The sequence below is a fragment of the Achromobacter sp. genome (genome assembly GCF_032102605.1).
GTDB lineage: Bacteria > Pseudomonadota > Gammaproteobacteria > Burkholderiales > Burkholderiaceae_B > Achromobacter.
The window spans coordinates 526,888-541,577 of the sequence record NZ_DAMDGT010000002.1 but is presented as its reverse complement, the minus strand read 5'-3'; the positions used below and the strand labels follow the sequence as shown (position 1 = coordinate 541,577).

Genomic DNA, 14,690 nt, shown 5'->3' with positions numbered 1-14,690 from the left:
GCCGGCCCATCAATCAGTGACCAGATACGCCTGCCCGCCCGGCTTCAGATAAGGCGCCAAGTCGCCAAACGGCACCTGCGCAAGCGTGCCCAGGCACACGCCCGTTGCGTGGCCGACGCCGGATACCGACAGGCTCAGCGCACCCGGGGCTGCCGCGCCCAGCGCCAGGTAACCGGGCCAAAGATCCCAGCAGCCTTCCTTGGACCGGTCTTCGGTCAAGCCTGCCTCGTCCCGGGCCGCAAGGGACTTCTGCACCTTGCCCACCACTTCAAGCAGCGCCGCGCTTTTGTTGCCCGAGCGCACGCCGCCCGGACCGTACGCGTCGAAGACGCGGCTCCAATCCAGGTATTCGCCGCGCAGCAGGTCAAAGGTGTAGGGATCGAAATGGTTGTTCGGGTGGGCCCCGCCGCAGTCCAGGCTGCCCGATTCGGTCACCGTCATCATCGCGCTGGACAGCCACGCGACGTCGATGACCTCTTCGTCGTAATTGCCCAGCGTGCCGACCGACGGGCCATCGCTGGTGTAAGCCGACGCCATGCATGCCAGCGCCGCATGGCTCATCCGCCAGTGGCGTTGTTCCAGCAGGTGATTGACGCGCTGCATGACCTGCGGATCGGGGTGGCGGACAAGCCGTGGATAGCTGAACCTGGTGCGCGGATCGCTCCACATGCGGTAGGCGACCGTTGCGCTGCCGACGTCCGGACCGACGGGCGCGGCGTGGCCGGCAAGCTTCAATACATCGTAGGGGGCGCGGGTTGAGTCGATGTCTCCGTCGAGGTCGATGCTGCCGTCACGCGCCAGCGCGCCGGCCTCGTATTGCGCGACCCGTTTCAGATCAAAGCTGCGTTGCTTGCCGCTGCGGGCGTCAACCCATTGGCCGCGAAAGCCCTGCGCGTCGCGCGCACCTTGCCAGGTCGCCGCGACGGGCTCGGCGCCAGGCTGTTTTCCGGCCTGTTGGCGTTCGGCGTACGGCAACGGTTCGCGCAGCCCCTTGTCGGTGCCGTGCAGCGGAATATCCACGCCATGCCCGGGATAGAAATACCGCCCGTCCAGGGCGCCGTCCTGCGCCGCCACGGTGTCCAGTTCCATCACGATCTCGCCCACGCCTTGCAGCGTGCCCGTGTAGACGGTGCGTTGCGCGGCGTCGGCTTCGCCCGCGGCCATCATCAAGGATGCGAGCGCCAGCGCGCCCAGTCGGGAAGAAAGAGTGCATGCGGAAAAAGGGAACATCTGCTTAAGTCCGTAGCGTTGGGGCGGGTCAATATACCCGAGGCCGACAAGCAATGACCCGGTCAGGCCGCGGGCTCCCATTGCCCACGCGCCGGGTTGACCGCAGCTCGCACGCCGTCGGCCCAGACCTGCTCCTCATCCAGGTCCAGGGCCGCGGCCGGGGCCACGTCGAACGCGATTCCAAGCGCTTGCGCGACGCGGGGGTCCATGATGGGCAGTTCCCAGGTCAGGAACAGTTGCGACAGATCCCGCCCGATTTCGCGTTCGTCCTGACCCAAGCCGTCTTCGCCAAAGTCCGCTTCATCAAAGCCGCTGGCATGCCGCGGGATCACGGCATGCGGCTGGCAGGTGTCGAAGACGATGGCGACGCCCCGCCTGAGCGGGATGCGATGTCCGGTGCCGGGAAAGTGCACGTCCAGGCCCTTGTCGTCGCTGAGGAAAAGGTTGCAGAAGGCGGAGCCGCCATACTGTCCGCCGTCATGGTGATACCGCGCGCCCCGGCAGGCCATGAGCGCCATGTCGCTGTCGTCCAGTACGTTGCCCAGTCCCAGCGCATGGGTCCAGTCGCGCATGGCCTGCAGGCACAGGCCGAATTCCGGCCAGCGGGCGCGCGTGCGCGCCAGGGGCATCTGTTCGACGTCGCCAGGTTCGAGGAATAGCCGCGTCCGGATCTCGCGCCGCCAGTCGGCCAGCAGGCGAGCAGGCGGCGCGGGCACGTCGACGTGGCCCGCAAGCAGCAGGCCGCTTACGCTGCGGCTGCGTATGGCGTCGTCGTGCCAGAAGAAGGACGTAAGGCGGTCGTGCGAAACAGGGTTCATGATCAGCAGCGCGGCGCTTATCCTCCGCGGCTTTCGTAGGCGCCCTCGTCGCCTTGTTCGTCTTCCACCGCCGCCTGCGCGCGCTCTAGCAGGTATTCCTTCAGATCGGTCAGCGCGTCGGGTGTCCAGTCGCTGGCGCCGGTGACGGCGACCCACGCGTCCACGTAATGCTGCGGCGCATAGACGTGGCCATAGCCCATGGGCGTTTCCGTGCCCATCGCCATGTCCAGCGCAAGCTGCAGCATGGTGACCACCGGATACCACCGCAACTCGGGCGAGACGTCCGGGCCCGTCGGCGCGTTCATCCACGCGGGCGGACGGTAGAGGTCGCGGTAATCGAAGAACGTGACCGGGTCGCTGGCGTATTGCAGATAGACGACGCGCATCGGTCCCCACGGCGCGTCGTCGGGCACGGGCGAGCCTTGCTGGTTCATGAAGCGCACGAATGCGCCGTCGCGCAATTCCGGCAGCCACGCGGGCGAACCGGGATTGCGGGCATCGGTGATCGTGCGCCAGACGCGGCTTTCAAATGGCGGGCCGCTCCACAAGGCGCCCTGGATGGGGTCGCCGATCATTTCGAAGAGTTCGGCCGACCCGGCGGAATTCTTTGCGCCCAAACTCAGGCCATGCAGGTACAGCCGGGGCCGTTTGTCCTTGGGCAGGGCGGTCCAGTAGTCGTATACCGCAAGAAACAGCGCGCGCGCCGCCTCGGCGCCGTACTCCGGCTGCGCCAGCAGCGACAGCGGGCTGGACAGATAGGAATACTGCATGGCCACGCTTGCGACGTCGCCGTGCAACAGGTATTCCAGCGAATCCATGGCGGCCGGGTCCACCCAGCCCGTGCCCGTGGGCGTGATCACCACCAGCACCGACCGCTCGAAGGCGCCCACGCGCTTCATTTCGTCCAGCGCAAGCCGGGCGCGTTCCTGCGGCGTGGCGGCGCCGCGCAGCCCGACATATACGCGGATGGGCTCGAGAGCCTGGCGCCCGGACTGCGCCTCGATCTCGCTGGCGGTTGGCCCGGATGCGATGAATTCGCGGCCGGCCCGGCCAAGCTCGTTCCAGTGGACCAGCGATTCGGGGCCTCCGGTCTTGAGGGCCGTGGTGGGCTGCGGGCGTTCGGGTTCCAGCAGGGCGTCGAATTCGCGGAATGAGGCGTCCAGCACGTGCAGCGCGCCGCGGAAGAACACGTCGGTCGCCAGAAGCCAGAAGATCAGGATCGCGATCGCGGCGCCCGTGACATTGGCCACGCGACGCGGCACCACGCGCCGCACCTGTCGGGCCAGGAAGCGGGCGATCAGCTTGAACAGCCGCGCCAGCGCAAGCAGCACGACAAAGGTGGCCAGGGCGATCACGCTGACTTTGATGGGATGCGCGCTGGTCACAGGGTCCATGTGCATCAGGGCGCGGATGGTGTTCTGCCATTCCGCCGCGCGGCCCAGGAACAGGATGGCCACCGACAGGCACAGCACGCCGATGACGGCGTTGATGATCCGCGCGGCGCGGCCCTTGGGTTCGGGCAGTTCCATGTAGGCCCACAGCCAATGCCACAGCACGCCCAGTCCATAGCCCGCGGCAAGGCAGGCGCCGGCCAGAACGCCTTGCGTGACATGGGTGCGGGGGATCAGGGTGGGAGTCAGCGCTGCGGCGAAGAACAGCGTGCCGAGCATGAGGCCAACGCCCGAGAGGGACTCCAGGTGCGACCGGAAGAATGAAGGCAGGTGTCGATGCAAGGGTTGCTGCACGGTGGGCGTCCTCATCCGAGAGGGGGTGGCGTGGATTCTCGCACGTTGCCGAGGGAAATTCGTGACGCGTCAGTCCCGGTCGGGCGCATCCAGGGGAAAGAGCGGCCGGTAGGGTCGGGCTTCCTCCACCGCGCGGGCGAAGGACGGGCGGGCCAGCAGGCGCTTGCGGTAGGCCTGTAGATCCGGATAGGCGTCGGAGATGCGGTGGACCCAGTCTGCGTAGAACAGCGAGGGCGCCGCGGCGCAGTCGGCCAGCGTGAAGTGCGCGCCGGCGGCCCATTCGCGCCCGGCCAGGTGGGCGTCGAGCCACGCGTACGCAAGCTCCAGCTTCTCGGCGGCCAGCGCCAGTCCGTCTTTGCGCTTGATCGCATCGCCGGTCAGCGCGCCGTTCACCGCATGCTGTATCCAGTGCATCACGTGCAGGTCGAAGTAGCGGTCCAGGAACCGCACGTCCAGCGCCGCCATCGGGTCGGCGGGCAGCAGGCGCACCGGGCCGGGGTGGGCCAGTTGCAGGTATTCGATGATGATGCTGGCTTCGGCAATGTTGCGGTCGCCGTCGACCAGCAGCGGGAATTTGCGCAGCGGCCAGCGTTTCAGCCAGTCGGCGGCGTGCTGCGGCGTATCCGGCCCGATGCAGCGGAATTCGAAGGGCGTGCCGTTTTCGTACAGCGCCACAAGCGCCTTCTGGGTGTACGAGGAAAAAGGATGACCGTAAAGCGCGAGCAGCATTTTCGGGTTTCTCCTGAGCCTGGGTTTACAGGTTAATGGGTCCGGGGCTGTTTCACCAGACGGACGCCGCTCGGGGCGGCGCCGTGCCAGTCACGGATGAAAGGAATACAGTGCATGGCTGAGCCTGTGGCATAAGCCACGGACGCATGGCAACAATACGGAGACAGGATGGATACGGTAAGCAAGCAGGGCGCCAGCGTGCGCGATCAGGTCGGGACCACGGAATGGCATGTCCGCAAAGACCTGGCCGCGCTGTACCGATTGGTGGCGCTTTTTGGCTGGGACGACCTGATTTTCACGCACATCACGGCCAAGGTGCCGGGCACGGAACATTTCCTGATCAATCCCTACGGGATGATGTTCGACGAGATCACCGCGTCCAGCCTGGTCAAGATCGACCTGCACGGCAACAAGGTCATGGAGTCGGAATACGACATCAATCCGGCCGGCTTCACCATCCACAGCTGTATCCATGCGGCCCGCAAGGACGCCATGTGCGTGCTGCACACGCATTCGATCAACGGGGTCGCGGTGTCGGCGCAGAAGGCGGGCCTGTTGCCGCTGTCGCAGTTTGCGTTCATCGTGCTGCGCTCGCTCAGCTACCACGACTACGAAGGCCTGGCGCTCAATCCCGACGAGCAGCCGCGGCTGGTGCGCGACCTGGGCAGCAACAACTATCTGATCCTGCGCAATCACGGCCTGCTGACCGTGGGGCAGAGCATGGCCGAGGCTTTCCAGGCCATGCATCGGCTGGAGGCGGCCTGCATGGTGCAGGTGCGGGCGCAGGCGGGCGGGGAACTGACCCACATCCCGCCCGATGTGCTGGCGCGCGCTGCGGTGGAGTCGCCGGCGGACCGGGCGCGCAAGGCCGAACTGGCGTGGCCGGGCCTGCTGCGCCGCCTGGATCGCCGCAACCCCGGCTACGCCGACTGAGGCGCGCGGGGCTGCTTCCGCGCCCGCTACTTGCGGGCCGGCGCGGCTTGCAGGAATTCCGCGCAGTCGGGCAGCGGCTTTGCCGGTTCGTACACTGATGCGCTTTCCTGCCACTTGTACGTGACCGTGTAGCTGCACTGGCTGTCCTTCTGCGGCGCCAGTTGCTCCTTGGTCAACGCCGGCCGGGCGCTCGAGTCCGCATAGCGGCTGGCGCCCGCCGGCGAACGCGTCGCCTCGGTCGTCACCTGCAGGTCCGGATAGGTCTTGCCGGGCAGGGCCTTCAGGGATGCCTTGAAGCTGTAGATGTCGCTGCACTGGCCGGCGCGCTTTTTCTGGTCCGCGTCGTTGAAGCAGGCGCGGATGGACGCTTCCGCCGTGTAGGGCATGACGAAAACCAGGTTGGCGCTGGCCTGTTCGCCCAGATTGACGTCGTACAGATACAGATCGCGCCGCGTGAACCCGCCGCCCGAAAACGGCGTCGTGGCCTCGAAATCGGGTTCTTGCGGACCCACCACGCCCACCAGCGCGCGTTCCTCGCTCAGGCGGATCACTTCGGGCCACACGCTGAAGTTCTTGAAGTCCGGGATGTCGGGAGAATCCCAGAAGCGCTGGTCGGCGCGCAGGGTCCGGCTGGTGGCGAAGGGGCCGTTCTCTTCGAATGTGCCGTTCGTCTTGATGCCCACGCACCAGTCGGCCTGCGCGTTGCAGTACAGCTTGTTGTCCGCATTGAGCTTCAGGGGCTCGACGTCGGGCTGCGCCATGGCGGCGGCCGGCAGCATGGCGGAAATCAGCAGGGCGAACACTTTTGACACGATTCTTCCTTTTCTTGTAGAGAGTGCGCGCCGACATGGTAGCGGCTGGGCCGGGCCCACAGTGCGCGCCACATTTTGAAGCGACTCCCGGTAATTCGCGAGGCATCATAGTGTCAAATCATGAATAAACGTATCGGTTTAGATCGAGGACACCCGCAACATGAAGGCTGACAAGGCAGGCGAACCCACGGAACCGGGCGCTAGCGCTTCCGACCTGATCGATGCGCGCATCGCGGAACTGGACGACTGGCGCGGCCAGACGCTGGCCCGGGTGCGGGCGCTGATCCGGCAGGCCGATCCTGACGTGGTGGAAGAATGGAAGTGGCGAGGCGTCCCGGTGTGGTCGCATTCGGGCATCGTGTGCACCGGCGAAACCTACAAGAACGCCGTGAAGCTTACGTTCGCCAAGGGCGCGGCATTGGAAGACCCCGCCGGATTGTTCAACGCCAGCCTGGATGGCAATACGCGCCGCGCCATCGACCTGCACGAGGGCGACGCCATCGACGAACAGGCGCTGCAAGCCCTGATCCGCGCCGCCGTGGCCCTGAACACGTCGTCGAAGAAGGCGCGGCGGTGACGCTGCGCCCGCGGGCTCAGTTGGCGGGGATGTCGGTTTCCACCAGCCGCGCCAGCTGTAGCAGCGATTCCTGCCAGCCCAGGTAGCACATCTCGGTGGGAATGACCTCGGGTATGCCTTCCTGCACGATGACGAGTTCCGTGCCGCAGGACACTTCCCGCAGCGTGATGGTGGTCGTCATCTGGCCAGGCAGATTCGGATCATCGAAGCGGTCTGTGTAGCGGATGGTCTGGAACTCGACCAGTTCCAGGTATTCGCCGCCAAAAGGTTCTTTGTAGCCGGTGGCGAAGTTGCGGAATGACATCCTGTGGCTGCCACCGACGCGGGCGTCAAGCTCGTGGACCGTGCAGGTGTAGCCATAAGGGGGAAGCCATTTGGCGATGGCGTCGGCTTCAAGAAAGGCGCGGTAGACGCGCTCGGGGGTGGTGCGCAGAACGCGCAGGTGTCGTACGGTTCCAGTGGTCATGGTGTATCCGCCTTGAATTGAAGGGTGGGTGTATGACTACGACGAACCGCAGACGCCAGAATCGACACGGATTTCCTGGGGATTACCCTAGGAAGGCGATCCGGCCGGGTTCGAACGCAACAACGCAATATAGGACGACAAGGTCTCGGCGTGCCGCTGTTCGGCGCGCAGGCCGACGTGGCCGTCGGCGCGGATGACCAGCAGCACCAGGTCTCCGATCCCCAACTTGTCCGCCGTCTCGGGCTCAAGGTAGGCGTCCGCCTCCGACACCCCGCGGTTCGCTGTCACGGCGATGAAGGCTTCGATGAGGGCGCCGTCCGACAGCGGTTCGAGGTCGCGGCGCAGGTCCGCCAGGGACTGCTGCGGCGTGCTGGCGCCGCCGATCAGCAAGGCGGTGTGGCCGCGGCGCCTGGCGTAGTCGTGCAGCTTGCCTTTGCCGCCCGTGGCGAAATGCACGTCGATATCGTCCGGCAGGCGTTGGCCGGGCCAGATGGCGTCATGCGGATCCCCCATGACGATGGGCGAGCCTGCATAGTCGATATCCAGTTCGGCTTCCGAGATGGCTTCCCGATGCCGGGATTCCGGGTTGCCGAAGGCCGCCTGGATCGCCCGGTCGCGTTCGCGCCGTTCCGCGCGCCCTTTCACCATTTGTGCGCTTTCGGCGGCGTCGCCCGACGCCATCACCAGGTCGGCCACGGGGCGCCTTTCGGCGTGGTAGCTGTCCAGCAAGGCTTCGGAGCAGTGTCCCTGGCAGACCAGCGCCAGCTTCCACCCCAGGTTGAAGGCATCCTGCAGGCCGGTGTTCATGCCATGGCCTTGCGCGGGGCTGCAGGTGTGCGCGGCGTCGCCGGCCAGCAGCACGCGGCCGGACCGGAAGTGGCGGGCGACCTTGGTGTGGCACTCGAAACGGGCAGGGTGCGAGACGTCGGCAAAGGTCGCGTCGGGCAGGTACCGCCGCAGCGTGGACAGCGCGTCCTCGACAAGGTCGGAGTCAGCCGAACTGGGGCGCAGGTAGACGCGCCAGCGTTCGTCGGGCAGGGCGGTGAGAATCACCGGTATCTGGTCCAGATACGCGTAGTTCGCCTCGAAGGAATGGGGCCAGCCGCTGATGCCGGCGTCAAAGACTGCCCAGGGCTGATTGATGTCGTGGCCGTCCTGTTCGATGCCCGTCAGCATTCGCACCGTGCTGTGATGGCCGTCGCAACCCACCACCCATTGCGCCTGCACCTGAGACTGCATGCCGTCGCGCTCCAGGGTGGCGAGCACGCCGTCATCGTGGGCTTGCAGGCCGACAAGGCGCGTCGCGCGTGTCACCTTGCCGCCCAGCGCTTCAAGATGCCGGGCGAGGACGGTCTCGGTGACCTCTTCCGATATGCCGATGTTGTACGGATAGCGGCTGCCGCAGAGTTCCAGGTCGATGACGCCCAGCACGTCGCCGCCCGCGTGAATGCGGGCACGCCGCTGCTTGACGCCCGCGACCAGCAAGGGCTCCAGGATGCCCAGCGTGTCCAGGATTTCCAGCGAACGCGGGTGCACGACGGTGGCGCGGTCCCAGTCCAGCGGACGTTCATGCGCGTCGATGAGCAGGCAGTCGACCTCGCGGCGGTGCAGCTCCGCGGCGGTCAGCAGGCCGGCCGGGCCGGCGCCCACGACCAGGACGGTTGTTGAGATCACCATTTTCTTGCCTTCAGCAAAGAGGTCATCAAGTCCTGCCGCGTGAAGATGCCGCCGCCCGCAGCAGGAAGCCGCGCGTCCCCGCCGAACGAGCCGGTAGCACGACAGAGGCGGCGCATGGCGCCGCCTCTGTCGAATCGCGTGTTGCGAAATTAATGCAGCGTCGCGCGCCCGTCAACGGAATCAAAAGGATGCGGGCGCGTCGCGCGTCATGGTCGCGGCGGTCCGGTATGCATGCATCGGTGCGCGCGGCATCGTCCGATCGGAGGGCGTCGCGCGCCCCTCGGCCCGTCCGGCAAGCGGCGGCGCCGCGCACGGTCCATTACTATTCCAGGCATGAGCCAGCGCAAGAAGTCTCCCACTCTCAGCCCCGATGCCTGCATCCGTGTGCGCGGTGCGCGGGAACACAATCTGAAGAACGTCGATGTCAGCATCCCGCGCAATGCGCTGGTGGTGTTCGCCGGCGTATCCGGGTCGGGGAAGTCGTCCCTGGCCTTCGGCACCTTGTATGCCGAAGCGCAGCGCCGGTATCTGGAATCGCTGTCGCCCTATGCCCGGCGGCTGATCGACCAGGTGGGCGTGCCCGACGTCGACGCCATCGACGGACTGCCGCCGGCCGTGGCGCTGCAACAGCAGCGCGGCACGCCCAACGTCCGGTCCACGGTGGGCAGCGTGACCACGTTGTCTTCCATGCTGCGCATGCTGTATTCGCGCGCCGGCGCCTACCCGGCGCGCCAGCCCATGCTGTATGCGGAAGACTTCTCTCCGAATACGCCGCAGGGCGCCTGCCCGAACTGTCACGGCCTGGGCTACGTGTACGAAGTGACGGAAGCATCCATGGTGCCGGATCCGTCGCTCACCATCCGTGAACGGGCGATTGCCTCGTGGCCGCCGGCGTGGCACGGCCAGAACCTGCGCGACATCCTGGTGACGCTGGGCTACGACGTCGACAAGCCGTGGCGCGACCTGCCCAAGAAAGACCGCGACTGGATCCTCTATACCGACGAGCAGCCGACCGTGCCGGTGTATGCCGGATTCACGCCGGCGGAAACTCGCGCGGCCTTGCGCCGCAAGACCGAGCCCAGCTACATGGGCACGTATACGGGCGCGCGTCGCTACGTCATGCACACGTTCGCGACCACGCAGAGCGCCATGATGAAAAAGCGCGTTGCCCGCTTCATGACCGGCGCGCCTTGCCCGGAATGCGGCGGCCGCCGCCTCAAGCGCGAAGCCCTGTCCGTGACCTTCGCGGGCCTGGACATCGGCACCCTGTCGCAGTTGCCGCTCAGCCGCATTGCGGAAATCCTGACGCCCGCGGCTGAAGGCCGGTTTGACGAACCGGCGACGGGCGCGGGGGCGACGCGCAGCAAGGCCGCGGGCGTGCGGGCCAACGCCCGGCGCGTGGCGGCGGGCGGCTTGTCGCATGCCGGCAGCAGCGACGTGCGGCGCACGCCGGATTCTTCTCCGGAAAAGCGCATCGCCGCGCAGCGCATCGCGCATGATCTGGTGGAGCGCATCGGCACGCTGCAGGCGCTGGGCCTGGGATACCTGGCGATGGACCGGTCCACGCCAACGCTGTCGCCCGGCGAACTCCAGCGGCTGCGGCTCGCGACGCAGATCCGCTCGAACCTCTTCGGCGTGGTGTACGTGCTGGACGAACCGTCCGCCGGGCTGCATCCCGCCGACGGACAGGCGCTGCACCGCGCGCTGGATCAGCTCAAGGCGGGGGGCAACACGCTGTTCGTCGTCGAGCACGACCTGGACACCCTGCGACGCGCCGACTGGCTGGTGGACGTGGGCCCGGGCGCTGGCCAGCATGGCGGGCAGGTGCTGTACAGCGGTCCGCCGGACGGGCTGCGCGACGTCAAGGAATCGGTCACTGGCAAGTATCTCTTTGACGCCCGCGCCGCCGCCCGGCGCAAGCCTCGCGACCCGGCGGGATGGCTGGAGCTGCGTGGAATCCACCGCAACAACCTGCACGGAGTCGATGCGCGCTTTCCGTTGGGCGCGTTCACGGCGGTCACTGGCGTGTCGGGTTCGGGAAAGTCCAGCCTGGTCAGCCAGGCGCTGGTGGAACTGGTGGGCGAACACCTGGGCCAGGAACTGCCCGTCGAGGAATCCGACGGCGACCTGCCGCAGCCCGGCAACCTGCCGCGCACGACGGGACGCCTGCACGCCGGCGCGCAGGCCATCAAGCGGCTGGTCAATGTGGACCAGAAACCCATCGGCCGAACGCCCCGGTCCAACCTTGCCACCTACACCGGCCTGTTCGACCACGTCCGCAAACTGTTTGCCGACACCAAGGCCGCCAAGTCCCGTCGCTATGGCGCGGGCCGGTTTTCGTTCAACGTGGCTCAAGGCCGCTGCGAGACCTGTGAAGGCGAAGGCTTTGTCCACGTCGAGCTGCTGTTCATGCCCAGCGTGTACGCGCCTTGCCCCACGTGCCACGGCAGCCGCTACAACGCCAAGACGCTGGAAATCGAGTGGAATGGCCGCAATATCGCGCAGGTGCTGGCGATGACCGTCGACGAGGCGCTGGCGTTCTTCAAGGAAGAGCCTGCGGTGCAGCGCCCCTTGGCGCTGCTGCACGAAATCGGCCTGGGTTACCTGCGGCTGGGCCAGCCCGCCACCGAACTTTCCGGCGGCGAGGCCCAACGCATCAAGCTGGCGACCGAACTGCAGCGCAGTCAGCGCGGCACCACGCTGTACGTGCTGGACGAGCCCACCACCGGGCTGCACGCGGCGGATGTGGACAAACTGATGGCGCAACTGCACGGCCTGGTCGACGCCGGCAACACCGTGGTCGTGGTCGAACACGATCTGCGCGTCGTCGCGGGCAGCGACTGGATGATGGACGTCGGTCCCGGGGCGGGCGAAGAGGGCGGGACGATCGTCGCGGCCGGCACGCCGGAAGAGGTCAGCCGCAGCCCGGCCGGCGTCACCGCGCCGTTCTTGCGGCGTTTGTTTACCTGAGGAACCATGGACATTGTTTACAGGGCCGCGCGCGCGGAAGACGTGCCGGCGTGCATCGACATACGCGGCAAGACCCGCGAAAACGCGTTTTCGGCAGAGCAGCTGGCGGCCGTGGGCGTCACGCTCGAGACCTGGACCGAAGCGGTGCGCGACGGATCGCTGCCCGGATACGTCGCTACCGTCGGCGATCGGATCGCCGGCTACTGCTACGGCGACAAGGAAACCGGTGAAATCGTCGTGCTGGCGCTGTTGCCGGACTACGAAGGCCACGGCGCCGGCAAGACGCTCCTGAACCTGATGGTGCGGGATTTGAAGGCGCTTGGCTACGCGCGGGTGTTCCTGGGCTGCGCAACGGATCCCGCCGTGCGTTCTTACGGGTTTTACCGGCACCTGGGCTGGTCGTCCACGGGCCTTCTCGACGACGCGGGCGACGAGGTGCTCGAGTACTTCCCCTGAACGCGTCCGCTATGGCTTCATTTCCTGCGCCAGCGTCGCCTGCATGCGCTCCATGCTTTCCTGGCCAACCTGGATCAGCCCGCTGCCGGGCTGGTCGATGTCCAGGATGAAGGTCAGCACCATTGCGATCAGCGCGGCGAACATGCCGGTCGATATCGGCCGGCGCCGCCCGTGCAGGCCCGTGCCGTAGGCGATATAAGCCATCGATCCGCCCGCCACGATAAAGAGCAGGTAGTACACCGGTTCGGGCACGTGGTTTTCCAGCGCAACCCGCCGCTTCTCGTTGATCTGCGCCATCTCGTTGATCGCCTGGATGAACATGATGGTGGAAATCGAGGGCGGATTCTCGGCGCGGGCGGCCACCGCTGCGCGGACCTGGCGCTCGATGCGCCGGGCCGTGGCGTTGGCGGCGTTGAAGCGTGGCGAATCCTGGTCCGCCAGATGGTAGTCCAGCGACGCCGACGTGTACTCGTGCAGCAGGCTCGCGACCATGGGGCGGTGTTCAACGGGGATCAGCTGTGAACGCCAGTAAGCGTTGCCGATGGCGTTGGCTTCTTCAAGAACCAGGTTCTTGCGTGTCTCGAAGCGCGTGACGGACATCGCGAAGGTAAAGCCCAGGAGCAGCGCCAGAAGGCCGAGCAGGGCGGTTTGCAGCGCCGTGATATGCGACTTTGCGGCTTCGTCGGCCGGCTTGCGCAGCTTGCGGCCCAGCCGGTAACTCAGCTCGATCACGCCAAGGAAGACGATGAGCACGACGAAAAAGAGGTAGACCTCGTCAATTTCCCTCAGCATTCGGTATTCCCCGGAGTGATTTGCGAATGAGCGTATGACGATTGGGCGGCGGCGGCAAGCCTGCGCCGCCGGCGGGCCGCCCGAAGGAAAATGCCGTCAGCGAAACGCCAACATCTTGGAGTAAGGTGTCGCTTCCCTACCCAAAGACCCCGCACGGAGCAGAACTTGAAATACCGCAAACTCGGCCGCACCGACCTGGACGTCAGCCTGATTGGGCTGGGCACCATGACCTGGGGCGAGCAGAACACCGAAGCAGAGGCGCATCAGCAGCTGGACTACGCGCTGGACCGTGGCGTCAACCTGGTCGACGTGGCCGAAATGTACCCGGTGCCGCCCAAGCCCGAAACGCAGGGTCTGACCGAAACCTACATCGGCACGTGGCTGGCCAAGAGCCGCCGCCGCCAGGACATCGTGCTGGCCAGCAAGGTGGCCGGCCCCGTGCGCGACCCCAAGCGTCCCGGCCACATCCGCGACGGCAAGACCTTCCTGGACCGCAAGAACCTGACCGAGGCGCTGGACGCCAGCCTGAAGCGCCTGCAGACGGACTACCTGGACCTGTACCAGCTCCATTGGCCCGACCGCACCACCGCGACATTCGGCCAGTTGAACTATCCCTGGGTCGAAGACGAGCACACCGTGCCGATCGAAGAGACGCTGTCGGTCCTGCAGGATTTCGTGCGCGCGGGCAAGGTCCGCCACGTCGGCGTGTCGAACGAAACGCCGTGGGGCGTCAGCCAGTTCCTGCGCCACGCCGAAAACCAGAATCTGCCGCGCATCGCGTCCATCCAGAACGCCTACAGCCTGCTGAACCGCGTGTACGAGATCGGCCTGTCGGAATTCACGCACCACGAAGGCGTGGGCCTGCTGGCTTATTCGCCGCTGGCGATGGGCATGCTTTGCGGCAAGTACCTGGACGGCGCCAAGCCGGCGGGCGCGCGTCTGACGGTGTATTCGCGTTTTACGCGCTACAGCAACGACCAGGCCCAGGCCGCCACGCGCGAATACGTTGAACTGGCGCGCGCCCACGGCATCTCGCCCACGCACCTGGCGCTGGCCTGGGTCAACCAGCGCCCCTTCGTCACCAGCAACCTGATCGGCGCCACGTCCCTGGAACAGCTCAAGGAAAACATCGACAGCGTCGACGTGACCTTGTCGCAAGAAGTGCTGGACGCCATCAACCAGATCCACGTGCGTCACCCGAATCCGGCGCCTTGAGGGCGGGGCGGCCGAAAGGCCGCGGGCAGCCGGGCCGGCGAACATCGCCAACGCCCGGCCGGCCTTTGTACTGATCGGGGGCGGCGGGTAGCTATTCCCGTCGAGCGATCAGCCATGCTCCGAGTGTCCGCTTCGCGGGGTCGGTACCTGGCCCGAGCTCCAGGCAGTCATCGGCGAGCGATTCAAGGGTTGCGCATCGGAGCAGTTGCTCCCAGTCGTCGGACGGCGCTGATTTCCGTATCAGTCCACATTCTCTAGATTGCGGCATTC

At 66.5% G+C, this 14,690-nt stretch carries 13 protein-coding genes; 5 read left to right on the top strand and 8 right to left on the bottom strand.

The window, feature by feature from the left end:
* Positions 1-9 precede the first annotated feature (9 nt).
* The 4 genes from RT614_RS07280 to RT614_RS07265 form a co-directional block, all read right to left on the bottom strand.
* Positions 10-1,230: a hypothetical protein gene (locus tag RT614_RS07280; RefSeq protein WP_313621348.1), complete on the bottom strand. Its 1,221-nt coding sequence runs from the start codon at positions 1,228-1,230 to the stop codon at positions 10-12.
* Positions 1,231-1,292: 62 nt separating this feature from the next.
* Positions 1,293-2,048 carry a hypothetical protein gene (locus RT614_RS07275; RefSeq protein WP_313621346.1) on the bottom strand — a complete coding sequence of 252 codons (756 nt, stop codon included), beginning with the start codon at positions 2,046-2,048 and terminating at the stop codon, positions 1,293-1,295.
* Positions 2,049-2,065: 17 nt separating this feature from the next.
* Entirely contained in the window at positions 2,066-3,793 is a 1,728-nt protein-coding gene (locus RT614_RS07270; RefSeq protein WP_313621344.1) for an alpha/beta hydrolase, read from the bottom strand.
* 69 nt (positions 3,794-3,862) lie between these two features.
* A complete protein-coding gene (locus RT614_RS07265; RefSeq protein WP_313621342.1) occupies positions 3,863-4,522 on the bottom strand; it encodes a glutathione S-transferase family protein in 660 nt (219 codons plus the stop codon).
* Between the two features lie 168 nt (positions 4,523-4,690).
* Here RT614_RS07265 and RT614_RS07260 point away from each other — a divergent pair, with 168 nt between their 5' ends.
* Positions 4,691-5,455: a class II aldolase/adducin family protein gene (locus RT614_RS07260; RefSeq protein WP_313621340.1), complete on the top strand. Its 765-nt coding sequence runs from the start codon at positions 4,691-4,693 to the stop codon at positions 5,453-5,455.
* Positions 5,456-5,481: 26 nt separating this feature from the next.
* Here RT614_RS07260 and RT614_RS07255 read toward each other — a convergent pair whose 3' ends face one another.
* Complete coding sequence (locus RT614_RS07255; protein ID WP_313621339.1) at positions 5,482-6,267, bottom strand: hypothetical protein; 786 nt, start codon at positions 6,265-6,267, stop codon at positions 5,482-5,484.
* A gap of 160 nt (positions 6,268-6,427) precedes the next feature.
* On the opposite strand from RT614_RS07255, the gene RT614_RS07250 reads away from it, so the two are divergent.
* Complete coding sequence (locus tag RT614_RS07250; RefSeq protein ID WP_313621337.1) at positions 6,428-6,844, top strand: DUF1801 domain-containing protein; 417 nt, start codon at positions 6,428-6,430, stop codon at positions 6,842-6,844.
* A gap of 16 nt (positions 6,845-6,860) precedes the next feature.
* On the opposite strand, the gene RT614_RS07245 is transcribed toward RT614_RS07250, so the two are convergent.
* Both RT614_RS07245 and RT614_RS07240 read right to left on the bottom strand, forming a co-directional pair.
* Positions 6,861-7,310, bottom strand: coding sequence for an SRPBCC family protein (locus RT614_RS07245; protein WP_313621335.1), 450 nt, complete (start codon positions 7,308-7,310; stop codon positions 6,861-6,863).
* An 87-nt stretch (positions 7,311-7,397) separates the two neighbouring features.
* Complete coding sequence (locus RT614_RS07240) at positions 7,398-8,987, bottom strand: FAD-dependent monooxygenase (protein ID WP_313621333.1); 1,590 nt, start codon at positions 8,985-8,987, stop codon at positions 7,398-7,400.
* A 324-nt stretch (positions 8,988-9,311) separates the two neighbouring features.
* Between RT614_RS07240 and RT614_RS07235 the strand changes: the two genes are divergently transcribed.
* Positions 9,312-11,957, top strand: a complete 2,646-nt coding sequence (locus RT614_RS07235) for an excinuclease ABC subunit A (protein WP_409558435.1) — start codon at positions 9,312-9,314, stop codon at positions 11,955-11,957.
* A gap of 6 nt (positions 11,958-11,963) precedes the next feature.
* The gene (locus RT614_RS07230; protein WP_313621330.1) at positions 11,964-12,413 is read left to right on the top strand and encodes a GNAT family N-acetyltransferase; all 450 of its coding nucleotides are present in this window, start codon (positions 11,964-11,966) and stop codon (positions 12,411-12,413) included.
* 9 nt (positions 12,414-12,422) lie between these two features.
* Here RT614_RS07230 and RT614_RS07225 read toward each other — a convergent pair whose 3' ends face one another.
* Positions 12,423-13,205, bottom strand: coding sequence for a hypothetical protein (locus RT614_RS07225; RefSeq protein ID WP_313621329.1), 783 nt, complete (start codon positions 13,203-13,205; stop codon positions 12,423-12,425).
* Positions 13,206-13,370: 165 nt separating this feature from the next.
* Here RT614_RS07225 and RT614_RS07220 point away from each other — a divergent pair, with 165 nt between their 5' ends.
* Positions 13,371-14,420: an NADP(H)-dependent aldo-keto reductase gene (locus tag RT614_RS07220; protein ID WP_313621327.1), complete on the top strand. Its 1,050-nt coding sequence runs from the start codon at positions 13,371-13,373 to the stop codon at positions 14,418-14,420.
* Positions 14,421-14,690: the final 270 nt, after the last annotated feature.

Excerpts from the sequence above, each read along its gene's own strand:
- RT614_RS07225 (WP_313621329.1), bottom strand. The coding sequence starts at position 13,205 with ATGCTGAGGGAAATTGACGAGGTCTACCTCTTTTTCGTCGTGCTCATC.
- RT614_RS07265 (WP_313621342.1), bottom strand. The coding sequence starts at position 4,522 with ATGCTGCTCGCGCTTTACGGTCATCCTTTTTCCTCGTACACCCAGAAG.
- RT614_RS07250 (WP_313621337.1), top strand. The coding sequence starts at position 6,428 with ATGAAGGCTGACAAGGCAGGCGAACCCACGGAACCGGGCGCTAGCGCT.
- RT614_RS07230 (WP_313621330.1), top strand. The coding sequence starts at position 11,964 with ATGGACATTGTTTACAGGGCCGCGCGCGCGGAAGACGTGCCGGCGTGC.
- RT614_RS07280 (WP_313621348.1), bottom strand. The coding sequence starts at position 1,230 with ATGTTCCCTTTTTCCGCATGCACTCTTTCTTCCCGACTGGGCGCGCTG.
- RT614_RS07245 (WP_313621335.1), bottom strand. The coding sequence starts at position 7,310 with ATGACCACTGGAACCGTACGACACCTGCGCGTTCTGCGCACCACCCCC.
- RT614_RS07275 (WP_313621346.1), bottom strand. The coding sequence starts at position 2,048 with ATGAACCCTGTTTCGCACGACCGCCTTACGTCCTTCTTCTGGCACGAC.
- RT614_RS07260 (WP_313621340.1), top strand. The coding sequence starts at position 4,691 with ATGGATACGGTAAGCAAGCAGGGCGCCAGCGTGCGCGATCAGGTCGGG.
- RT614_RS07240 (WP_313621333.1), bottom strand. The coding sequence starts at position 8,987 with ATGGTGATCTCAACAACCGTCCTGGTCGTGGGCGCCGGCCCGGCCGGC.